Consider the following 19,069-nt stretch of genomic DNA (forward strand, 5'->3'; position numbering starts at 1 on the left):
CCGGTCGTTTCGCTTCCCGCTTGATGCAGGTTAGGTCGTTCGCGTCAGGCGGGGCCGGGATCGACGTACAGATAATCGGCGTCGAACTCGGCAACGCGCTGCAGTTTTTCGAAATTGTCGATGTCCACGCGGCCGTTGCGGAAGGTCGCCAGACCGCTCTCGCGCAGCTCCTTCAGAACGCGGTTCACGTGCACCGAGGTGAGGCCCAGGCATTCGGCCAGGTCGATCTGCGTCAGCGGCAGGCGATAGCCCCGCTCGTCGGTAAGGCCGACGATCTTCATCCGGACGTAGAGTTCGCAGAACAGGTGTGCGGTTCGTGCCAGCGCGCTGCGTCGCCCGAGCGAGACTTCCCACGCGCGATGGGTGGCGGCGTCGAGGTTCGTCTGGAACCAGAATAGCCGGCCAAGCCGTGGATGTTGTTCGGTTATCCACTCGATCTCATCATGTGAAACGATGCTGACCGTGCAATCGCTGAGCGCCATCACGTCATGATCGAGCCGCTTGAGCATGAAACTGTGAAGATCGAGGAAGTCGCCGCTGATGTGGAGCGCGCTGATCTGGCGGCGGCCGTCGCGCATGTCCTTGTAACGGCCCATCATGCCGTCGATCAGCAGCGTCGAATAATCGATCCGCTGTCCTTCACGGATCAACACCGTACGCGCGGGCACCTGACGGACCGGCTGAGCGATCCGACGCAGCACCGCCTCTTCCTCTGCGCTGACTTCATGGCGCCGGCGTAATTTGAGCAGCAGATGGTCGATCACACGCTTGCTCCGCCCGTCGGGTCTTGGCAGGAGGCCTGATCATGGCGAACGTCGACAGCTTCGTCGAACCTTATCTCCATCAGAACATGTTCGGTATCGTCGGCAACCTTGAGCATGCCGTTCAGATCGAGCCGGCCGTGCGTGACCTCGTCCCGAAGGATCGATCGGATCCCCGTCATCGCCAGGGCGCGGGCGTCGTCCAGGTTGGAAAGCTCGACGCCTTCGTCGTCATGGGTTTCGCCATTGCCGTTGAAGACGTGAAAATAGAAACGTGGCATCGGGGCGCCTTCCACAGGGTCGGGCGGGGGAACCCGTCAGACGATATCTGTTGGCCGAAACCCCTTTGTGACCGCTGGGTTGCAAATCATTTTCGCAACTTAACCTAGGGCAATCGCAAACCGGCGCGAGCCGGATAGAGCTTCGCCATCGATTGGTGCGGGGCGTCTGGGGGCAGGCGGGCCCGCGCACCTTTTGGGGGCGCATTGCCGAATATGGTGACGGACAAGTTGTTGAAGGGCCGACGCGATGTCGTCCTCGATCAGAAGGAGCGTGCCGCGATCGAAGCGGCGGTCAGCGAGATCAGGTCGATCCCCGCGCGCACCGTCCTGATCGAAGCGGGCACGCCCGTGCGTCAGTGCGCCCTGCTGATCGACGGCGCGATGTGCCGCTATATCGACGATCGCGAAGGGTTGCGGCAGCTGGTGGCGTTCCATGTGCCTGGCGATTTTGTCGATCTGCACAGCTATGCGCTCAAGACACTCGAACATGATGTGGCGACCGTCACCGAGGCGAAGGTGGCGATCATCCCGCATGACAGGATCCGTGCTCTAAGCGCCGACAGCCCTGATCTCACGCGCAAATTGTGGTTCTCCACGCTGCTGGACGCGGCGATGCATCGCGCCTGGCTGTTCCGGCTCGGCCGGCTCGATGCGATGGGGCGGCTCGCGCATTTCCTGTGCGAGACCAATGCCCGGCTGAAGGCGGTGGGCTTGAGCGACGGTCGCCGCTTCCAGCTCGATCTCACGCAGAATGATCTGGCCGAAATCTGCGGCGTCACCAGCATCCATGTGAACCGCATTCTTCGTCAGCTGCGCGAAGAAGGCATATGCACCTACCGGTCATCCTTGGTAGAATTGCTGCAACCCGAACTGCTCGCCGCCAGGGGGCAGTTCGACGATGCCTATCTCTATCTTGATGAGAGCCCTGCACGCTCGGACTAGGAGGTGCACGATGACCGAAGCGAAGCCGTCTGCACCGCCCCATGCCGATTCGGCTGACATTGCCGTCGCCAGTGCCGAGGCGGGGCATGTGATTCTGGATGGACCGCCGGGCCTTGCCGCCACGCTCAGCCCGGAGGCTGCGGTGCGGCTGGGGGAAAGTCTGATTGCAGCCGCTGCGGAGGCGAAGCGCCAGGCGATTGCCGATTAATCGATATCGAGCGCCGAGATCACAAGGCGCGGATCTTCGGCCGGATCTTTCAGAAAACCGTTGTCGTACAGAGCCTGCGCTGCCGCGCGCACCCGCCCGCGTTGGGTCTCGAGTGCGGCGATGCGGTTTTCACCGACATGGCCCTCGGTCAGCTTGATGAGCGCGCTGGTATCGAGTTCCACCGCAAACGGCAGCCCGTCGACCGATCCGCGGAAGATGGGTCGTATCGAATCGCCTTCCAGGGCACCCAGGCTGACGCGTGTCATATCGGCAGTGTAAGCATTTTACATTCTGGTGGCGCGCCTAATCGTCCTAATGTCGGTTAGCGAGCCCGAGTAGTGCATCGATGTCGATCTGTGTTTCGAACGTGGCGGCGATCTCGTCGAGCGCGGCGTCGACGGTGGCCCGATGGTCGCGGTCGCTCCCTTCCACCCCGATGCGATCGAGCAGTGCGCGCCGCAGGCCGGGGGCCGCGAGCAGGCCGTGGACGTAGCTGCCCAGGACGAGTCCCGCCGCATCCTGCGCACCTTCGGCCCGGCCGTCGCCAAGCGTCGCAAACGGCCGGCGGGCATCCGGACCATCGGTCACGCCCATATGCATCTCATAGCCGTCGAACCGCGCGGACAGCGCCTCGCCCGCCACCTCGCGCAGCGCCTTGACGGGCTCGAGGATGGTTTCGACGGCGAGCAGCGCGAGCCCGTCGATCGCGCTGGGTGCCCCCTCGATCCCGTGTGGGTCGGCGATTCGCGTCCCCAGCATCTGATAGCCGCCGCACAGCCCCAATATTGCGCCGCCACGCCGCCGGTGCGCGAGGATGTCGATGTCCCAGCCCTGCCGGCGCAGCGCCGCCATGTCGGCGATCGTCGCCTTGGAGCCCGGCAGGACGATCAGAGCCGCCTCCGCCGGGATCGGCTGACCGGGGGGCACCATCACCAGCTCGACCCCCGGCTCCTGCCGCAACGGATCGAGATCGTCGAAATTGGCGATGCGCGGCAGGATCGGACAGGCGATCAGCTTGCGGCCGCCCCCGCCCAGATGTCGTCGCTCCAAGATCACCGCATCTTCGCTTGGAAGGCGCGCGGCGGCGGGCAACCAGTGGACGAGGCCATAGCCGCGCCACCCAGTCCGCGCCTCGATCGCGGCATAGCCGTCGGCGAAGAGGGCGGGGTCGCCGCGAAACTTGTTGACGATGAAACCGCGGATCATCGCCGCATCGTCGGCATCGATCACCGCCTGGGTGCCGACGATCGAGGCGATCACCCCGCCACGATCGATGTCGCCCACCAATATGACCGGCACATCCGCAGCGCGCGCAAATCCCATATTGGCGATGTCGCCCGCGCGCAGGTTGATCTCGGCGGGCGAGCCTGCGCCTTCGACGATGACGATGTCGGATTGCGCCTTCAGTCGCTCGAAGCTCGCCAGCACCTCGCCCAGTAGCGGGCGACGGGCTTCGCGGAAATTGGCGGCGCCCAGCGTGCCGCGCACCTGCCCGTGTACGATCAGTTGCGATGTGCGGTCGGCTTGCGGTTTGAGCAGCACCGGATTCATGTCGCTGTGGAGCGGCGTGCGCGCGGCCACCGCCTGCAGCGCCTGCGCACGGCCGATCTCGCCCCCGTCGATCGTGACGGCGGCGTTGTTCGACATATTCTGTGGCTTGAACGGCCGGACCCGCAGGCCGCGGTTCGCGAGCGCACGACAGATGCCGGCTACCAGCACCGATTTTCCGACGTCGGAACCGGTGCCCTGAAGCATCAGCGCGGGCATTTTAGATCAGGCCGCCCACGTGATCGGGACGGCAGACCGGCAGGACTGGATCAGCCCTGGCGCGCCTTGAAGCGGCGGTTGGTCTTGTTGATCACATAGGTGCGGCCACGACGACGGATCACGCGATTGTCGCGATGACGGTCCTTAAGGGACTTGAGCGAGTTGCGGATCTTCATGGCGTGACGTGCCTGTCTTTTCTGTGATGCAGTGAAAAACGAGGCGCTCCCCTATGCGGGGGCCGGAATAGAGTCAAGCGCGTTGGGGCGGGTTTGGGCGCATCCGTTCATTGACGATGCAGCCGGAACAGAGCAGCCAGACCGTTGTTGATGCGTTTCGATCGTCTGCGTTTTGCCGAAAGGTTGCCCTATGCGCGCTGTCCGTTCCACCCTGATCGCCATTGGCGGCGCCCTCATATTGGCCGGATGCGCCGCACAGACGCCACAGACGCGCGTCACCCGCTTCCACCTCAATCAGCCGATCGCGCCAGGCGAAGTCGTGGTTGAGCCTCGCGATCCCACCCTCGCCAAGGATTTGGAGTTCCAGTCCTATGCGACGATCGTGCAGGGCGAACTGACGCGCCTCGGTTTCGGTGCGGCGCGCGATCTCACCAAGTCCGAACTGGTCGCCGTCACCGATGTGCGCCGTTACTCGCAACCCGTCGGCCAGGCGCGCTCGCCGCTGTCGATCGGGCTGGGCGGCGGCAGCTTCGGCGGCAATGTCGGCGTGGGCGGCGGGGTCAGCTTCCCGGTCGGCAAGCCGCGCCAGAATTATGAGGACATCACCGAACTCTCCGTGCAGCTCAAGCGCCGTTCCGAAGGGACGGTGATCTGGGAAGGCCGCGCGCAGACCGGCGCACGCTCCGGCACCGCCGCTGCCGGGCCCGAAGCCCAGGTCCGTACCCTCGTCGCCGCGTTGTTCCGGGACTTCCCCGGTCGGTCGGGCGAGACTATCACGGTGAAATGACAGCCCATATTTCGGCCGACTTCGACAGCGGCAACATCGTCGTCCTACGCCAGGACGGCGCCAGCTTCGATCTGGAGATCGCCAAGGATCACCAGTCCGATTTCTACCAATGGTTCCATTTTCGCCTGACCGGCGCGAAGGATGAGGCCGTGACGCTGCGCATCACCAATGCGGGTGGGTCGGCCTATGTCGGCGGGTGGGAGAATTATGCCGCCGCCGTCTCGTCCGATCGGCAGGCGTGGCATCGCGTGCCGACATCTTACGCGAACGGCACGCTCACGCTCGCCTTCACGCCCTCCGCCGATTCGGTGTGGATCGCCTATTTCGCACCTTATTCGATGGAGCGGCACCACGACCTGATCGCGCGGATCGCTGGCCAGCCCGGCGTCACCCACGAACGGCTCGGCGGCACGCTCGACGGACAGGATATCGATCTGCTGACCATCGGCGACGGGCCGAAGCAGGTGTGGCTCTACGCCCGCCAGCATCCCGGCGAATCGATGGCCGAATGGTGGATGGAAGGCGCGCTGGAAAAGCTCGTCGATGCGCATGATCCGGTGGCGCGGTCGCTGCGGAAGCGGGCAACCTTCCACATCGTCCCCAACATGAATCCGGATGGGTCGCGCCGCGGCCATCTGCGCACCAATGCGGCCGGGGTGAACCTCAACCGCGAATGGAATGCGCCGAGCCTGGAAAAGAGCCCCGAGGTCTTCCACGTCCTCAGGCGCATGGACCAAACCGGCATCGATTTCGCGATGGACGTCCATGGCGACGAGACCATTCCCTATGTCTTCATCGCCGGTTTCGAAGGCATCCCGAACTGGACCGACGCGCAGGGCAAGGCATTCCACCTGTTCCGCGACACGCTCGCCCGCCGCACCCCCGATTTTCAGACCAGGCACGGCTATCATGTCGCGGCACCTGGCAAGGCGAACCTGTCGATGTCGACCAACCAGCTCGCCAACCGCTTCGGCTGCGTCGCGGCGACCCTGGAAATGCCGTTCAAGGACAATGAAGACTTGCCCGATGCCGATTTCGGCTGGTCCGATCAGCGATCCAAACGGCTTGGCGCCGAGTGCCTCGGCGCGCTCCACGAAATTCTCAACGCGCTTCCGGCACGCTGAGAAACTTTGCCGTTGAGCGGTCCCGGGCGACGCCCTAGACCCGCCGACTTCACAGAATCAAAGCGGGGAACCGAATCATGGCCGATGCGGACAGCGTCGAGGACAAGGGCAGCATCGCGGCGCAGGAGCTCCGCCTTTTCATCGAGCGCGTCGAGCGGCTCGAGGAAGAGAAGAAGGGTATCGCCGACGATATCAAGGACGTGATGTCGGAGATGAAGGGCCGCGGTTACGATACCAAGATCGTCCGCAAGCTCATCTCGATCCGCAAGAAGAAGAAGGGTGAGCATGAGGAAGAGGAAATGGTCCTCGAAACCTATATGGCTGCGCTTGGAATGATCTGATGCCGCGCCCCCTCTCCGACGAAGAGAGGGGGCCAACGGACCCGGCAGGGTCCGCAAGCGCGAATGCGCGCCCGAGCTTATGCGAGGAAAGCCAGGGAGCGCGAATGCGCTCCGCCCGGCGCTTGAGGGCCCAACGAAGATGTCCACGTTCCAGATAGACACCGCCACGAGCCGCGCGACGCCGACCCCGCAGCCTATGCGACGGCTGACCGTGCCTGCGATCCGCGAGGCCAAGGGCAAGACGCCGATCGTGATGCTCACCGCCTATACGGTGCGCATGGCGCAGATCCTCGATCCGCATTGCGATATCCTGCTGGTCGGCGACAGTCTGGGCCAGGTGATCTACGGCCTGCCGTCGACGGTGCCGGTCAGCCTCGACATGATGTGCGCGCATGGCGCCGCGGTCGTGCGCGGCAGCTATCACAGCCTCGTCGTCGTCGACATGCCGTTTGGCTCCTATGAGGAAAGCCCCGAGCAGGCGTTTCGTTCGGCCGCGCGCATCTTGAAGGAAACCGGCTGTGCGGCGGTGAAGCTCGAAGGCGGGCAGGCGATCGCGCCGACCATCCGTTTCCTGAGCGAGCGTGGTATCCCGGTGATGGGCCATGTCGGCCTCACCCCGCAGGCGGTCAACGCGCTCGGCGGCTATGGCGCGCGGGGGCGCAGCCAGGCCGAACAGGCCAAGCTGCTCGACGATGCGAAGGCTGTTTCGGACGCGGGCGCATTCTCGGTCGTCGTCGAAGGCGTGATCGAGCCGATCGCGATCGAGATGACGCGCACGATCGAGATTCCTACGATCGGCATTGGTGCGTCGGCGCAGTGCGATGGCCAGGTGCTGGTGATCGACGACATGCTCGGCATGTTCGAACGTGTTCCGCGCTTCGTGAAGAAGTTCGCCGCGCTCAGCGACGATATCGACGCGGCGGTGAAAACCTATGCGGACGATGTCCGGTCCAGGGCGTTTCCGACCCCGGATCAGACCTATCATCCCAAGAAGGCCGCCCCTTCCGCTTGAGCCTTCCGCCCGCTAAGAGGGCGGACCTTTGTTTCCGGAGGATCTGATTGGCCGTCTCGCCCAACAATGATGAAGCCTTTCTGCGTGAGGTGGATGAGGAGCTTCGTCGTGACGAACTCCTGTCGCTCTGGAAACGCTATGGCCGCATCGCGCTGATCGTCGTCGGCGTCGCGCTTGTCCTGTTCGCGGGCTTTCTGTTCTGGCAGCACCAGCAGCAGAAGGGCCGTGAGGTCGAGGGCGAGCAGATGAGCGCCGCGATCGCCGATCTGCAGGCGCAGCGTAACGATCCCGCGAGCGTGAAGCTCAAGGAACTCGTCGCCAGCGGTAACCCGGCTTACGCCACGGTTGCGCGCTTCGATCTCGCCACGCTCGCCGCGCAGAAGAACGATCTCAAGGGCGCGTCGAAGATCTATGGCGAGATTGTCGCGGATACCAAGGCGCCGCAGCCCTATCGCGATCTCGCGCTGCTGCGGCAGACCTCGCTCGATTTCGACACGCTGCCGCCCGCGACCGTGGTCGAACGGCTCAAGCCGCTCGCCGTCGAAGGCAATGCCTGGTTCGGCTCGGCAGGCGAGATGACCGCGATGGCCTATCTCGCGATGAACAAGCGTACCGATGCCGGTCGCCTGTTCGCGGCGATCGCCACGGACGCCAAACAGCCAGAAACGCTGCGCGCCCGCGCCTCGCGCCTCGCAAATTCGCTGGGCGTCGATACGACCACGTCCGCACAGACCGCTGAATAAGATGCCAAGGATGCCCGTGATGCGTAGGATTCTCCCCCTCGTCTGTGCGCTGATGATCGTGCCTGCCTTGTCCGGCTGCGGCATCTTCAAGGGCGGCGACGGCAAGAAGTCACGGACTCCGGTCATGGGGCAGCGGATCGCCATCCTGACCGCCGAAAGCGGTGCCGAGACCGATCCCGCGCTCGCCGAAGTGCCGGTCGTGGTCCCGCCCGAAGCGCCGAATGATGCCTGGGCGCAGCCCGGCGGCAACGGTGCGCATTCGATGGGCAACCCGGCGCTTGGCCAGTCGCTCTCGGTCGCCTGGACCAGGAAGATCGCGGGCTCGTCGAAGAAGGCGCGGCTCGGCGCAGCGCCGGTCATCGCCGGCGGGCGCGTCTATGTGCTGGATATCGATGCGGTCGTTCATGCGCTCGACCTCAAGACCGGCGGCGAGATCTGGCGCCAGGCGCTGCCCGACAAGGACGGCAACAAGGCGGCGCTGTTCGGCGGCGGCGTCAGCTTCGACGGTGGCAAGGTCTATGCGACCAACGGCGTCGGCGATGTTGGCGCGTTCGACGCGACGACGGGTACCCTGCTGTGGTCGAAGCGCCCGGGCGGCCCGCTGCGCGGTGCGCCGTCGATCGCGTTTGATACCGTCTATGTGATGAGCCAGGACAATCAGCTGTTCGCGCTCAAGGCCGCCGATGGCGCGACCATGTGGACCGCGAGCGGCAGTCTGGAAAATTCGGCCGTGTTCGGCGTCGCGGCGCCCGCGATCGCGCAGGGCACCGTGGTCGCCGGCTTCTCGTCGGGTGAGCTTTCGGCCTTCCGTTACGAAAATGGCCGCGCCGTGTGGCAGGACGCGCTGTCGCGCACCAGCATCACCACGTCGGTCGCCAGCCTCGTCGATATCGATGCGGCGCCGGTGGTCGATCAGGGGCACGTCTATGCGATCGGTCAGGGCGGCCGCATGGTCTCGATGGATCTCAACACCGGCCAGCGGCTTTGGGAACTCAACGTCGCGGGGATCGAAACCCCATGGATCGCGGGCGAATGGCTGTTCGTGCTGACCGACGATGCGAAGATCGTCTGCATCGCGCGCAACAGCGGCAAGGTCCGCTGGCTGACCCAGCTTCCGCGCTGGAAGAAGGAAAAGAAGCGTCGCGGCGCGATCAACTGGTCGGGCCCCACTCTTGCCGGCGGCCGCCTGCTCGTCACCAACACGCGCGGCGAGATGCTGACTTTGTCGGTCGACGAAGGTCGCGTCGTTTCGACGACGAAGACCGGCGGCACCGCTTATTTTGCGCCGGTCGTGGCGGAAGGCACCGCCGTCCTTCTGCTCGATGACGGCAAGCTGATCGCCTATCGCTAGGCACCATCCGTCATCCCGGCGCTCGCTGGGGTGACGGATCGACGTTTCCCCTATAAGGGGCTGCGATGTCCAATCTTCCCGTCGTAGCGATCGTCGGCCGGCCTAACGTCGGCAAGTCGACTCTGTTCAACCGCCTTGTCGGCAAGAAGCTGGCGTTGGTCGACGACCGGCCCGGCGTTACGCGTGACAGGCGCGAGGGCGATGCGTCGCTGATCGGCCTCGAATTCCGCATCATCGACACCGCCGGTTTCGAGACCGACGACGCCGAAACCCTGCCTGGCCGGATGCGCGCGCAGACCCAGGCCGCCGTGCGCGAGTCCGACGTCGCCCTTTTCATGGTCGATGCGCGCGCGGGCGTTACCCCGCTCGACGAGCAGGTCGCCAATTGGTTGCGCGGCGAGGATACGCCGATCATCCTCGTCGCCAACAAGGCCGAGGGCAAGGCAACCGAAAGCTCCGTGATGGAAGCCTATTCGCTCGGCCTCGGTGACCCCATTCCCCTCAGCGCCGAACATGGCGAAGGTCTGGTCGACCTGTTCGAAGCCCTTCGCCCGCATATCGAGCGGGAAGAAGACGAATATGGCGTCGAGGAGAGCGACGAGGATGACGAGGAGGCCACCGGCCCGCTCAAGCTCGCGATCGTCGGCCGTCCGAATGCCGGCAAATCGACCCTGATCAACAAGATTCTGGGCGAACAGCGGCTGATCACCGGCCCCGAAGCCGGCATCACGCGCGATTCGATCGCGGTCGACTGGATCTGGAACGCGCCCGATGGCGTCGCTTATCCGATCCGCCTGATCGACACGGCGGGCATGCGCAAGCGTGCCAAGGTGCAGGACAAGCTGGAGAAGCTGTCGGTCGCCGATGGCCTGCGCGCGGTCGACTTTGCCGAGGTCGTCGTACTGCTGCTCGATGCGACGCTGGGGCTCGAGGCGCAGGATCTCCGCATCGCCGACAAAGTGCTGCAGGAAGGCCGCGCGCTGATCATAGCGCTCAACAAATGGGACGTCGCGGGCGATCCGCCCAAGCTGTTCCAGGGCGTCCGCAACGCGCTCGACGAGGGGCTGGCGCAGGTGAAGGGGCTGCCGCTCCTCACCGTATCCGCCGAAACCGGGCGGGGCGTCGATCAGTTGCTGATCGCCGCGCACGAAACCCGGACGGCCTGGTCCAAGCGGGTATCGACAGGGCAGCTCAACCGCTGGTTCGAAAAAGCGATCGAAGCCAACCCGCCCCCTGCGCCGGGCGGCCGGCGGATCAAGCTGCGCTATCTGACGCAGGCACGCACCCGCCCGCCCAGCTTCGTGCTGTTCGGCACCCGCGTCGATCAGCTGCCCGAAAGCTATCGCCGCTATCTGGTCAACGGCATCCGTCGCGATCTCGGCTTCGGCGCGGTCCCCGTGCGGCTGACGGTGCGCGCGCCGAAGAACCCGTTCGACAATTGATCCGCATCGACGCGCGCGGGCTGAAATGCCCCTGGCCGGTGATCCGGCTGGCGCGTGCGGTGCGCGAAGGCGCGGACGAGGTGCTGATCCTCGCCGACGATCCGATCGCCCCGGCGGAGATCGCTGCGCTTGCGGCTGCCAATGGCTGGGCTGTCGAACATGCGGACGACGCGCATCGGATCACGGTAAACGGGCATCAATCACAGCCGTAAACCGCTTCTTTACGGCGTTGGCCTAAAGCTCGGGTCTTGGAGAAGACCTATGCTGCAACCTAAGGATGATGTCGTGAACTGGGCGGCCTTTGCCCAGACCCGCGCGATAATCGGCGCCGATTTCGGCCGGCTGCTAACCTACTATCGTGAGGATGCCGCCAAAAGCATCGTCGCGGTCGAGCAGGCGTTCATCGCGCGCGACGCCGTCGCGATGGTGCGTCCGGCACACACGCTGAAGGGTGATTCGCTGCAATTCGGCGCCGAGGCGATCGGCAAGCTGTCCGAGAAGATTGAACATGCCGCGCGTCAGTGCGTCGAGGATCGCTCGGCCCCTGACGATCTGGGTGCCGATGTTCCGCGCCTGCGCCCGTTGCTGATCGAAACGCTGCGCCTGTTCGAGCGGGAGGTCGCCAGTGACGCGGCCCGCCTGGCACGCCGCCCGGGGGCCCCGGCCGCTGCGCGCGGCTTCGGCCGCAAGGGCGCGTAAGCCCAACCCTCGTCATTGCAAGTGTAGCGAAGCAATCCATTCCGCAGTTCGGAGTGGATTGCTTCGTCGCCTTCGGCTCCTCGCAATGACGAGGAGCCGTGAGCCTCAGTGGCTCGCTTCCTGCTGGTCGGCCGGAAGCGACTGGAGCTGGATATAGTTCTGGATGCCCATACGCTCGATCATGTCGAGCTGCTTCTCCAGCATGTCGACATGTTCTTCTTCCGAATCGAGGATCGACTGGAGAAGATCGCGCGAGATGTAGTCGCGGACCTGCTCACAATAGGCGATGCCGTCGCGCAGCTGCGGGATCGCGTCATTTTCCAGCGCGAGATCGGCCTTGATCAATTCTTCGACCGATTCGCCGATGCGCAGGCGGCCCAGCATCTGGAAATTGGGAAGCCCGTCGAGGAAGAAAATGCGCTCCGCGATGCGGTCGGCATGCTTCATCTCATCGATAGATTCGCCATATTCGAACTTGGCGAGACGGTTGACGCCCCAGTGATCGAGCATGCGATAATGCAGGAAATACTGGTTGATCGCGGTCAGCTCGTTCTTGAGCGTCTCGTTCAAGATGTCGACGACCTTGGGGTCACCCTTCATTACTGCCTCCGATGCAAAGATGCGCGCCTATTAAGCCAGCATCACCGCAAAGAAAAGCACCAGCTGATAAAAAGTTCAGCTAAGTAATTGTTTTGTATTGCTTTGATTGAGAGGCGTTCGCAGTTTGAAAGCGATACTGCAAATGACAATCAGGCGACCGTCGCTTCATCCTCGATGATTTCGCGGGCAAAGGGGAGGCATTGGCCACAGCGCGGGCGCCGCCCAAGCGTTTCATAAGCGGAGCGGGGGCATGTAGCCCCTTTTCGCACGGCGTCGCGCACTTCGGTTTCGCGAATCGCGTTGCAGATGCAAACGACCATCCAGTCCACTCCTCTTATGATTCGAAGATATGCGCTACTGCGACTGACTATCAATACCGAATCTGCAATTTTTCATGCGGCTTGTCGCAAATAATTGCCGCGCCTATCGCCCAAAGGAATGATTCCCACCCGCACAGACCGTATCGCCCGCGCCTTCGGGGCCGCCCAAGGCTATGACTCCGCTGCTTCCGTGCAGCGCGTCGTCGCCAGTGAGCTGGCCCAGCGAATCACCTCGCGTGCCTTGTCGGCCGCGCCGAAGGTGCTCGAAATCGGGTGCGGCACCGGCTTCCTCACCGGCGCGCTGGCGCCTCGGCTGCCCGATGCGGACTGGACGGTCAGCGATCTGGCGCCGGAGATGATCGATCGCGCCCGCGATCGGCTTGGGTTGGTGGCCGACTATCGCGTGATCGACGGCGCCGATCCTGCGGTCGGGCTGGACGGGGATGCGCGTTTCGACCTGATCTGCTCCAGCCTTGCATTCCAATGGTTCGGCGACCTGCGCGACGCGATCGCGCGCAACGTCGCTCTGTTGCGCCCCGGCGGCCTGCTCGCCTTCGCGACGATGGCGGCAGGCAGCTTTGACGAGTGGCGCGCCGCCGTCGGCGGGGATACGGGCGTGCCGCATTATCCGGATGCAGCTGCCATTCGCGATATGGCGCCAGCTGGCACCATGATCGAGGTCGAAACCGGGGCGTGGCAATGGTGCCCCGGCAGCGGGCGCGCCTTTCTCGCCAGCCTGAAGGCGATCGGCGCCGGCGTGGCGGCGGACGGCTATCGCCCGCTCTCCCCCGGAGCGCTGCGCGCGGCGCTCGATCGTTTCGATGCCGCTGGCGCGACGGTCAGTTATCATATCACCTTCGCCTTCGTGCGTGCCGGGGAGTGAGTCGTTGAAAGTCCTGCTGACGATCCTGCTGGCGCTGCTGGGCGCACCCCTTATGGCCAAGCCGCCGTTGATCTTCGCGGCGGCAAGCCTGCAGGAATCGATGAACGCCGCGGCCGATGCCTGGGCGGCCAGGGGGCATGAACGCCCTGTCATCTCCTTCGCCGGCTCTTCCACCCTCGCGCGACAGATTGCGGCTGGCGCTCCCGCCGATGTCTTTGTGTCGGCGGATGAGGAGTGGATGGACGATGTCGCGAAGAAGGGGCTGATCCGACCTGGCACGCGCAACAGCTTCCTCACCAATCGGCTCGTCCTGATCGCCCCGGCGGATTCGACACAGCGGCTCCGCATCGCCCGCAATTTCCCGCTGCTGCGCGCGCTCGGCGACGGCAAGCTCGCGATGGCGGATACCGAGGCGGTGCCGGCGGGCAAATATGGCAAGGCGGCGTTGACGGCGCTGGGCGTCTGGTCCGGGATCGCGCCGCATGTCGCGCGCGCCGACAATGTGCGTGCCGCGCTGTTGCTCGTCGATCGCGGTGCCGCGCTGCTCGGGATCGTCTATGCGACCGACGCCAGGGCCGCGCCCGGTGTGCGGGTGGTGGGCGTATTCCCGGCCCACAGCCACCCCCCGATCACCTATCCGATCGCGCTCGTCGCCGCTTCGCAGAATCGCGAAGCCGAGGGCTTTCGCCGTTTCCTGCTCTCGTCCGCCGGCCGGGCAATCTTCACCCGCTACGGCTTCGGGACGCGCTGAACCCATCACTCGTCATTGCGAGAAGCCGAAGGCGATGAAGCAATCCAGGCCCGCACAAGAGAGGTTCGCGACCTAACGCGAATGCGGGCCTGGATTGCCTCGCTTCGCAAAAGGGGGGGCGGATTAGGAAGCCGGCGCGATCAGCAATGTAAGGTCCGGGCTCGCGCCGCCCGACAGCGCGATCGTGTAGGGGCCTGGTTCGAGGTCGAACTGGACGATCTTGGCGATGCCCGTACAGGCGGCGCCATGCCCATGTTCGACCGAAGCCAGCGTCCCGCCGGCGTGGAGGACGTCGATCCACACCCGCCCGCTCGACGCGATCTGGTAGCGGCCCTTTTCCATCACCTGCACGGTCAGGATCGCGCCGAGGCCATCCTTCTGCGGCTTCACCGCATATTTGAGCTTCGCCTGCGACACGAGCACCAGCTTCGCCGCCTGTCCGACCGCGATCAGCTTGCCGTCGGACACGACCGGCTTGGGCCACGTCGCGAGCGGCCCGGGAAAAGCCGGCGTCGTCACCCGGCAATCGGGAGTCGCGGCCGTTTGCGCGAATGCCGGCGTCGCCAGCAGCAGCGCGATCGCGCTTATCATGACCTTCATCCGTCCCTCCTCAGCCGCTGTTGCGCAGCGCGGTCGCGATCGCGTTGATCGACAGTTGGATGCCCTCGCGCACGCGCGGATCGTCCTCACCCGCGCGATGGCGCTTCAACAGCTCGATCTGCAACAGGTTCAGCGGCTCGATATAGGGCAGGCGCAGCCGGATCGACTGATCGAGCGCGGGATTCTTCTGCAGCAGCCGCGTCTGGCGCGTCACCGACAACAGGCAATCGTGCGTGATCTGCCAACCGTCGCGGATCTGGCCGAAGATCGCCTGGCCCATCGCCTTGTCCTCGACCAGCTCGGCATAGCGTTCGGCCAGATCCATGTCGGATTTGGCCAGCACCATCTCCAGATTGGCGAGGGTCGACTGGAAGAAGGGCCACGCTTCCAGCATCTCGCGCAGCAGGCCCATATCCTCGAAGCCCTTGAGCGCCTGCCCCACGCCATACCATCCGGGCAGCATCGTGCGCGCCTGCGCCCAGCTGAACACCCAGGGGATGGCGCGCAGATCCTCGATCCGGTCGCTCTTGGTGCGGCTCGCCGGACGCGATCCGATCTTGAGGTCGGCGATCTCGGCGATCGGCGTCATCTGTCGGAAGAAGGTGCGGAAGCCCTCGGTCTCATAGACGAGGCCGCGAAACGCCTTGAACGCCGAATCCGACAGGGTCGACATCGCTGCGCCGAACTTCTTCGCCTCTTCGGGCTTCAGCAGCGGCTTTTCCAGGCTCGCGAGCAGGGTGGCCGATGTCACTGCCTCCAGATTGACCATCGCGCTCTCGCGCGTGCCATATTTGGCGGCGATCACCTCGCCCTGTTCGGTGATGCGGATGCGGCCCTGCACCGTGCCGGGCGGCTGTGCGCGGATCGCGGCGAAGCTCGATCCGCCGCCGCGCCCCACCGAACCACCCCGGCCGTGGAACAGCTGCATCGCCGCGCCTGCATCGGCGAACACCGATTTGAGCGCGCTCGACGCTTCGTGCAGGCTCCACACCGACGTCAGATAGCCGCCGTCCTTGTTCGAATCCGAATAGCCGACCATCACCTCCTGATGGCCGCGCGCGGTGGTGACCGCCGCGACCTCGGGCAGGCCGAACCAGTCGGTCATCACCTCGGGCGCGTTCTGCAGATCGCCGATCGTCTCGAACAAAGGCACCACCATCACGGCGGCCTGCGGCGGATCACCGGGGACGTAGAGCCCGGCTTCCTTGAGCAGGATGTTGACCTCCAGCATGTCCGAAACGGTGGCTGCCTTGGATATGATGTAGGTGGTGATCGCTTCCGGCCCGTAGAGCCGGTGTGCTTCGGCCGCCGCCTCGACGATCGCGAGTTCGGACAATGTCTCATCGTCATAGACGCCAAAGGGCGTGCGGAGCAGCCGCTTGCTCTGCAGTTCTGACCGTAGCAGCGCGACGCGCGCATTCTCGTCGAGCGCAAGATAATCGGCCTCTACGCCCGCGACCTTGAGCAGATCTGCGATGACGCGCTCATGCACGTCCGAATTCTGACGCATGTCGAGCGTTGCGAGATGGAAGCCGAAGGTCTCGACCGCGCGGATCAGCCGGCCCAGCGCCCCGCCGCTCGACAGCGATCCCGCGCCGGTGCGGTTGAGCGCGTGACTCAGCTCGATCAGGTCGGCTTTCAGCTCGTCGGGGTTGGCATAGGCGCCTCCATCGGCATCGTAGCGCGGCAGGCGCTCGGGCGGACGGCCGGCCAGCGCCTCATAGGTCTTGGTCAGCCGCGAATAGATGCCGGTGATCGCGCGGCGATACGGTTCGTCGCTGCGGGTCGAGCTCTTGTCGCCCGATGCCTCTGCCAGCTTCTCGACCTCCCATGTCACCTCGGCCAGCTCGGTCGAGATCGACAGTTCGGCACCCAGCGCGTGGAGCTGGCGCAGATAATGGCCCAGCACGGCCTCGGCGCCGCGCGACAGGGCCAGGCGCAGCGAATCGGCGGTGACGAACGGATTGCCGTCGCGGTCGCCGCCGATCCAGGTGCCCGGGCGCAGGAAGCTCGCCGGGCGATGCCCCAGCGCGCGCTGCCAACGCGAATAGAGCGCAGGCAGCGCGGGCAGGAACACGTCGCGCAGATAAGCGAGCGCGGTCTCGACTTCGTCGGCGACGTAGAGCCGCTCGCGGCGCAGCGGGCGCGTCTGCCACAGCAGCGCGATCTGGCGGTAGATCGCCTGGTCGATCAGGTCGCCGTCGACCGTCTCGGTGCGCCCGATATCCTTCAGCGCCATCAGTTCGGCGATGTGGTTGCGGTGATCGATCATGCTCTTGCGCCGCACTTCGGTCGGGTGCGCGGTGAGCACGGGGGCGATCAGCGATCGGTTGAGCAGATCGAGCACCTCGGACCGCGAAATGCCTTCCTGTTCGAGCCGTGCGAGCGCGGAGGCGACGTCGGCGCCGGGCTCCGCCGCCACGCCCTGCCGATCCTCGGCCAGGTTGGCGAGCATCGAAAACAGCATGAATCCGCGCACGAAGGACAATGTGTCGTCGAGGGTCAGCGCGTCGAGCCCGCTGTCGACATTGTGCGCGTCGACGATCCCGCGTGCGCGATCGACCGAGGCCGATCGGATATATTCGATCCGCCGAAACAGTGCCTCGCCACCATAGGCCTTGATCACGTCGCCGAGCAGGCGGCCGAGGAAGCGGATGTCGGGGTTCTGGGTGATGGGTGGTGCGCTGGACATGGGATCGATGCTGCGCCGCGGGACAGGCAGCGTCAACCGTTCGTCGCAAAGCGCGGCTCAGGCGGCCGAATCGCTTCCGGTGAAAGGCGAAATTAACCATAATCGGCGATGGGAACGGCGTCCGGGGGGACGCTGCGTCGCGGCGGCGCCAGGCGTCCGCCACATCGGGGGTTTGCGTGATGTATCCTGCGTTCGTGTTGATCTACGGTTTTGTCGCGATGTTCGTGCTGACGAGCATGCAGCGCAATCGGCGCGAGCAGCGCGCGCATGCTCCCGCGCTTGTCTTTGCCGGTCGCGGCCTGATGGCGGCCTCGGCGACGGGCGCGGCGCTGCTGATCGGCGGCGCGGCCTGGGCGAACTTCCAGCTTTAAACTGGCTTGTCCGGCAGGGGCACTTTCCGCTATCGGGGCGGTTCCGGAGCGGGCGGGCGTAGCATAGTGGTAATGCTCTAGCCTTCCAAGCTAGCTAGGAGGGTTCGATTCCCTTCGCCCGCTCCATCGACAATCGCTTCCAAAAAGCGGTGCAATCGTTCCGGTTGCGATTCTAAAGCATTGTAAAATAGTCGAATCGCCAATTGCCGTTCAGGCAACCTTCATGTCATTCGTTCGTTTGTTGCATTATAAAGACGAGCGGAGAGGCTCATGGCTACGCATCCCCATCACGACGTTCAGCGTCGTGGACCGAACATCTATCTTGCCCCGCGCGCGCCGGTCCGACCTGCGGTCCAGCCCGATGTGCGACCGTCGCGGATCCAGCGCATGACGTTTATCTTTGGTGCCAGCACGATGCTGTGGCTCGGCATCGCGGCGCTGTTCGTCGCGCTCTAGGCGTTAGAAATCGGGCTTTTCATAATGCTCGGGGGGCGACACCAACTCCATCCGATCTGCCAGAATGGTGCGTAGCGAGCGGCGCGACTTCATCCCTGAATACCATTGGCGGGTTTCATCATGCCCGCGCCAGTCGATACCCCCCAGATAATCGGCAACCGACAGATGCGCCGCGCACGCCAGGTCGGCCAGGCTGAGCAACGGTCCGGCGATCCAGCGGCGGCTGGCCACCAGATAGTCAATATAGTCGAGATGGTCGTTCGCGGCCTTCATCGCGTTGCGCAGCACGCCGGCGTCGGGCGACAGGCGGTGGACGATCCGCTTGATCGCGCGCTCGTGCAGCAGCGGGCCAACGACGTCACCGTGAAACTTCTCGTCGAAATAGGCGACCAGCCGGCGCACCTCTGCGCGTGCGGCGACATTGCCGGGGATCATCGGCGCGCGTTCGACCGTCTCTTCCAGATATTCACCGATCGCCTTCGAATCGATCAAGGTGAGGCCCAGCGTCGCGTCGGCCAGCACCGGCGTCTGACCGCTCGGGTTCATGTCCAGGAACTCGTCGCGCCGCTCCCACGGGGATTCGCGCACCACCGCATAAGCGATGCTCTTCTCCTCCAACTGGAGCCGGACCTTGCGCGAATAGGGGCAGAGGGGAAACTGATACAGCTGGAACATCGCGCCCCAGCCTATCGACCGGGACACGCGCTGTCAGTAGGCTCGACGCAACGACCCACAGTTTTGTTGCTGCGGGGTGACGGGCGG

At 64.8% G+C, this 19,069-nt stretch carries 25 protein-coding genes and 1 tRNA gene; 16 read left to right on the plus strand and 10 right to left on the minus strand.

Annotated features, from left to right (window positions below; genetic code table 11):
• Positions 1–44: 44 nt before the first annotated feature.
• A complete protein-coding gene (locus FYJ91_RS06005; RefSeq protein ID WP_149521401.1) occupies positions 45–764 on the minus strand; it encodes a Crp/Fnr family transcriptional regulator in 720 nt (239 codons plus the stop codon).
• A complete protein-coding gene (locus FYJ91_RS06010) occupies positions 761–1,042 on the minus strand; it encodes a DUF6894 family protein (RefSeq protein WP_149521402.1) in 282 nt (93 codons plus the stop codon). The genes FYJ91_RS06005 and FYJ91_RS06010 overlap by 4 nt, the downstream gene beginning before the upstream one ends.
• Positions 1,043–1,255: 213 nt before the next feature.
• Between FYJ91_RS06010 and FYJ91_RS06015 the strand changes: the two genes are divergently transcribed.
• Together FYJ91_RS06015 and FYJ91_RS06020 are read left to right on the plus strand one after the other, a co-directional pair.
• On the plus strand, positions 1,256–1,984 hold the full coding sequence (locus FYJ91_RS06015; RefSeq protein ID WP_149521403.1) for a Crp/Fnr family transcriptional regulator: 729 nt from the start codon (positions 1,256–1,258) through the stop codon (positions 1,982–1,984).
• A gap of 10 nt (positions 1,985–1,994) precedes the next feature.
• Positions 1,995–2,192, plus strand: a complete 198-nt coding sequence (locus tag FYJ91_RS06020) for a hypothetical protein (protein ID WP_149521404.1) — start codon at positions 1,995–1,997, stop codon at positions 2,190–2,192.
• Here the strand turns inward: FYJ91_RS06020 and FYJ91_RS06025 are convergent.
• From FYJ91_RS06025 to ykgO, 3 genes are read right to left on the minus strand one after another with little or no spacing between them, the layout of a single operon-like run.
• Positions 2,189–2,458: a hypothetical protein gene (locus tag FYJ91_RS06025; RefSeq protein WP_149521405.1), complete on the minus strand. Its 270-nt coding sequence runs from the start codon at positions 2,456–2,458 to the stop codon at positions 2,189–2,191. The two genes, FYJ91_RS06020 and FYJ91_RS06025, sit on opposite strands and share 4 nt — an antisense overlap.
• A 46-nt stretch (positions 2,459–2,504) precedes the next feature.
• Complete coding sequence (locus tag FYJ91_RS06030) at positions 2,505–3,959, minus strand: cobyric acid synthase (RefSeq protein ID WP_149521406.1); 1,455 nt, start codon at positions 3,957–3,959, stop codon at positions 2,505–2,507.
• Positions 3,960–4,009: 50 nt separating this feature from the next.
• Positions 4,010–4,135, minus strand: coding sequence for a type B 50S ribosomal protein L36 (gene ykgO, locus FYJ91_RS06035; RefSeq protein WP_003046794.1), 126 nt, complete (start codon positions 4,133–4,135; stop codon positions 4,010–4,012).
• A 190-nt stretch (positions 4,136–4,325) separates the two neighbouring features.
• Here ykgO and FYJ91_RS06040 point away from each other — a divergent pair, with 190 nt between their 5' ends.
• From FYJ91_RS06040 to FYJ91_RS06080, 9 genes are all read left to right on the plus strand, one after another.
• Positions 4,326–4,922 (plus strand): DUF4136 domain-containing protein, encoded by a 597-nt coding sequence (locus FYJ91_RS06040; RefSeq protein ID WP_149521407.1) that lies wholly within the window; start codon positions 4,326–4,328, stop codon positions 4,920–4,922.
• On the plus strand, positions 4,919–6,046 hold the full coding sequence (locus FYJ91_RS06045) for a M14 family metallopeptidase (protein ID WP_149521408.1): 1,128 nt from the start codon (positions 4,919–4,921) through the stop codon (positions 6,044–6,046). The genes FYJ91_RS06040 and FYJ91_RS06045 overlap by 4 nt, the downstream gene beginning before the upstream one ends.
• Before the next feature lie 77 nt (positions 6,047–6,123).
• Entirely contained in the window at positions 6,124–6,387 is a 264-nt protein-coding gene (locus FYJ91_RS06050; protein ID WP_149521409.1) for a DUF2312 domain-containing protein, read from the plus strand.
• A gap of 139 nt (positions 6,388–6,526) precedes the next feature.
• Positions 6,527–7,399, plus strand: a complete 873-nt coding sequence (panB, locus tag FYJ91_RS06055; RefSeq protein ID WP_149521410.1) for a 3-methyl-2-oxobutanoate hydroxymethyltransferase — start codon at positions 6,527–6,529, stop codon at positions 7,397–7,399.
• Positions 7,400–7,446: 47 nt separating this feature from the next.
• The gene (locus FYJ91_RS06060) at positions 7,447–8,142 is read left to right on the plus strand and encodes a tetratricopeptide repeat protein (RefSeq protein WP_149521411.1); all 696 of its coding nucleotides are present in this window, start codon (positions 7,447–7,449) and stop codon (positions 8,140–8,142) included.
• 19 nt (positions 8,143–8,161) lie between these two features.
• Entirely contained in the window at positions 8,162–9,493 is a 1,332-nt protein-coding gene (locus tag FYJ91_RS06065) for a PQQ-like beta-propeller repeat protein (protein WP_149521412.1), read from the plus strand.
• Positions 9,494–9,558: 65 nt separating this feature from the next.
• On the plus strand, positions 9,559–10,935 hold the full coding sequence (gene der, locus FYJ91_RS06070) for a ribosome biogenesis GTPase Der (RefSeq protein WP_149521413.1): 1,377 nt from the start codon (positions 9,559–9,561) through the stop codon (positions 10,933–10,935).
• Positions 10,932–11,147, plus strand: coding sequence for a sulfurtransferase TusA family protein (locus tag FYJ91_RS06075; protein WP_149521414.1), 216 nt, complete (start codon positions 10,932–10,934; stop codon positions 11,145–11,147). The genes der and FYJ91_RS06075 overlap by 4 nt, the downstream gene beginning before the upstream one ends.
• 49 nt (positions 11,148–11,196) lie before the next feature.
• The gene (locus FYJ91_RS06080) at positions 11,197–11,634 is read left to right on the plus strand and encodes an Hpt domain-containing protein (protein WP_149521415.1); all 438 of its coding nucleotides are present in this window, start codon (positions 11,197–11,199) and stop codon (positions 11,632–11,634) included.
• A gap of 105 nt (positions 11,635–11,739) precedes the next feature.
• On the opposite strand, the gene bfr is transcribed toward FYJ91_RS06080, so the two are convergent.
• Complete coding sequence (gene bfr / locus FYJ91_RS06085; RefSeq protein WP_149521416.1) at positions 11,740–12,234, minus strand: bacterioferritin; 495 nt, start codon at positions 12,232–12,234, stop codon at positions 11,740–11,742.
• A 149-nt stretch (positions 12,235–12,383) separates the two neighbouring features.
• Positions 12,384–12,554 carry a (2Fe-2S)-binding protein gene (locus FYJ91_RS06090; protein WP_127740817.1) on the minus strand — a complete coding sequence of 57 codons (171 nt, stop codon included), beginning with the start codon at positions 12,552–12,554 and terminating at the stop codon, positions 12,384–12,386.
• A 118-nt stretch (positions 12,555–12,672) separates the two neighbouring features.
• Between FYJ91_RS06090 and FYJ91_RS06095 the strand changes: the two genes are divergently transcribed.
• Entirely contained in the window at positions 12,673–13,437 is a 765-nt protein-coding gene (locus FYJ91_RS06095) for a methyltransferase domain-containing protein (RefSeq protein ID WP_149521417.1), read from the plus strand.
• A 52-nt stretch (positions 13,438–13,489) separates the two neighbouring features.
• The gene (gene modA / locus FYJ91_RS06100; RefSeq protein ID WP_149522282.1) at positions 13,490–14,188 is read left to right on the plus strand and encodes a molybdate ABC transporter substrate-binding protein; all 699 of its coding nucleotides are present in this window, start codon (positions 13,490–13,492) and stop codon (positions 14,186–14,188) included.
• 123 nt (positions 14,189–14,311) lie between these two features.
• Here the strand turns inward: modA and FYJ91_RS06105 are convergent, their stop codons facing one another.
• Positions 14,312–14,788 (minus strand): hypothetical protein, encoded by a 477-nt coding sequence (locus FYJ91_RS06105; protein WP_149521418.1) that lies wholly within the window; start codon positions 14,786–14,788, stop codon positions 14,312–14,314.
• A gap of 10 nt (positions 14,789–14,798) precedes the next feature.
• The gene (gene ppc / locus FYJ91_RS06110; RefSeq protein WP_149521419.1) at positions 14,799–17,480 is read right to left on the minus strand and encodes a phosphoenolpyruvate carboxylase; all 2,682 of its coding nucleotides are present in this window, start codon (positions 17,478–17,480) and stop codon (positions 14,799–14,801) included.
• 179 nt (positions 17,481–17,659) lie between these two features.
• On the opposite strand from ppc, the gene FYJ91_RS06115 reads away from it, so the two are divergent.
• The 3 genes from FYJ91_RS06115 (at position 17,660) to FYJ91_RS06125 (ending at position 18,307) form a co-directional block, all read left to right on the plus strand.
• Positions 17,660–17,851 (plus strand): hypothetical protein, encoded by a 192-nt coding sequence (locus FYJ91_RS06115; RefSeq protein ID WP_246152568.1) that lies wholly within the window; start codon positions 17,660–17,662, stop codon positions 17,849–17,851.
• Between the two features lie 52 nt (positions 17,852–17,903).
• Positions 17,904–17,977: transfer RNA gene (locus FYJ91_RS06120), tRNA-Gly, on the plus strand.
• A gap of 144 nt (positions 17,978–18,121) precedes the next feature.
• Complete coding sequence (locus FYJ91_RS06125; protein WP_149521421.1) at positions 18,122–18,307, plus strand: hypothetical protein; 186 nt, start codon at positions 18,122–18,124, stop codon at positions 18,305–18,307.
• A gap of 3 nt (positions 18,308–18,310) precedes the next feature.
• On the opposite strand, the gene FYJ91_RS06130 is transcribed toward FYJ91_RS06125, so the two are convergent.
• A complete protein-coding gene (locus FYJ91_RS06130) occupies positions 18,311–18,982 on the minus strand; it encodes a glutathione S-transferase family protein (RefSeq protein WP_149521422.1) in 672 nt (223 codons plus the stop codon).
• Positions 18,983–19,069: the final 87 nt, after the last annotated feature.

It is taken from the genome of Sphingomonas montanisoli, assembly GCF_008274695.1.
Lineage (GTDB): Bacteria > Pseudomonadota > Alphaproteobacteria > Sphingomonadales > Sphingomonadaceae > Rhizorhabdus > Rhizorhabdus montanisoli.

Coding starts and splice junctions, on each gene's coding strand:
- FYJ91_RS06010 (WP_149521402.1), bottom strand. CDS start 1,042: ATGCCACGTTTCTATTTTCACGTCTTCAACGGCAATGGCGAAACCCAT.
- FYJ91_RS06015 (WP_149521403.1), top strand. CDS start 1,256: ATGGTGACGGACAAGTTGTTGAAGGGCCGACGCGATGTCGTCCTCGAT.
- FYJ91_RS06020 (WP_149521404.1), top strand. CDS start 1,995: ATGACCGAAGCGAAGCCGTCTGCACCGCCCCATGCCGATTCGGCTGAC.
- FYJ91_RS06025 (WP_149521405.1), bottom strand. CDS start 2,458: ATGACACGCGTCAGCCTGGGTGCCCTGGAAGGCGATTCGATACGACCC.
- FYJ91_RS06030 (WP_149521406.1), bottom strand. CDS start 3,959: ATGCCCGCGCTGATGCTTCAGGGCACCGGTTCCGACGTCGGAAAATCG.
- ykgO (WP_003046794.1), bottom strand. CDS start 4,135: ATGAAGATCCGCAACTCGCTCAAGTCCCTTAAGGACCGTCATCGCGAC.
- FYJ91_RS06040 (WP_149521407.1), top strand. CDS start 4,326: ATGCGCGCTGTCCGTTCCACCCTGATCGCCATTGGCGGCGCCCTCATA.
- FYJ91_RS06045 (WP_149521408.1), top strand. CDS start 4,919: ATGACAGCCCATATTTCGGCCGACTTCGACAGCGGCAACATCGTCGTC.
- FYJ91_RS06050 (WP_149521409.1), top strand. CDS start 6,124: ATGGCCGATGCGGACAGCGTCGAGGACAAGGGCAGCATCGCGGCGCAG.
- panB (WP_149521410.1), top strand. CDS start 6,527: ATGTCCACGTTCCAGATAGACACCGCCACGAGCCGCGCGACGCCGACC.
- FYJ91_RS06065 (WP_149521412.1), top strand. CDS start 8,162: ATGCGTAGGATTCTCCCCCTCGTCTGTGCGCTGATGATCGTGCCTGCC.
- der (WP_149521413.1), top strand. CDS start 9,559: ATGTCCAATCTTCCCGTCGTAGCGATCGTCGGCCGGCCTAACGTCGGC.
- FYJ91_RS06080 (WP_149521415.1), top strand. CDS start 11,197: ATGCTGCAACCTAAGGATGATGTCGTGAACTGGGCGGCCTTTGCCCAG.
- bfr (WP_149521416.1), bottom strand. CDS start 12,234: ATGAAGGGTGACCCCAAGGTCGTCGACATCTTGAACGAGACGCTCAAG.
- FYJ91_RS06090 (WP_127740817.1), bottom strand. CDS start 12,554: ATGGTCGTTTGCATCTGCAACGCGATTCGCGAAACCGAAGTGCGCGAC.
- FYJ91_RS06095 (WP_149521417.1), top strand. CDS start 12,673: ATGATTCCCACCCGCACAGACCGTATCGCCCGCGCCTTCGGGGCCGCC.
- modA (WP_149522282.1), top strand. CDS start 13,490: ATGGCCAAGCCGCCGTTGATCTTCGCGGCGGCAAGCCTGCAGGAATCG.
- FYJ91_RS06105 (WP_149521418.1), bottom strand. CDS start 14,788: ATGAAGGTCATGATAAGCGCGATCGCGCTGCTGCTGGCGACGCCGGCA.
- ppc (WP_149521419.1), bottom strand. CDS start 17,480: ATGTCCAGCGCACCACCCATCACCCAGAACCCCGACATCCGCTTCCTC.
- FYJ91_RS06115 (WP_246152568.1), top strand. CDS start 17,660: ATGTATCCTGCGTTCGTGTTGATCTACGGTTTTGTCGCGATGTTCGTG.
- FYJ91_RS06125 (WP_149521421.1), top strand. CDS start 18,122: ATGGCTACGCATCCCCATCACGACGTTCAGCGTCGTGGACCGAACATC.
- FYJ91_RS06130 (WP_149521422.1), bottom strand. CDS start 18,982: ATGTTCCAGCTGTATCAGTTTCCCCTCTGCCCCTATTCGCGCAAGGTC.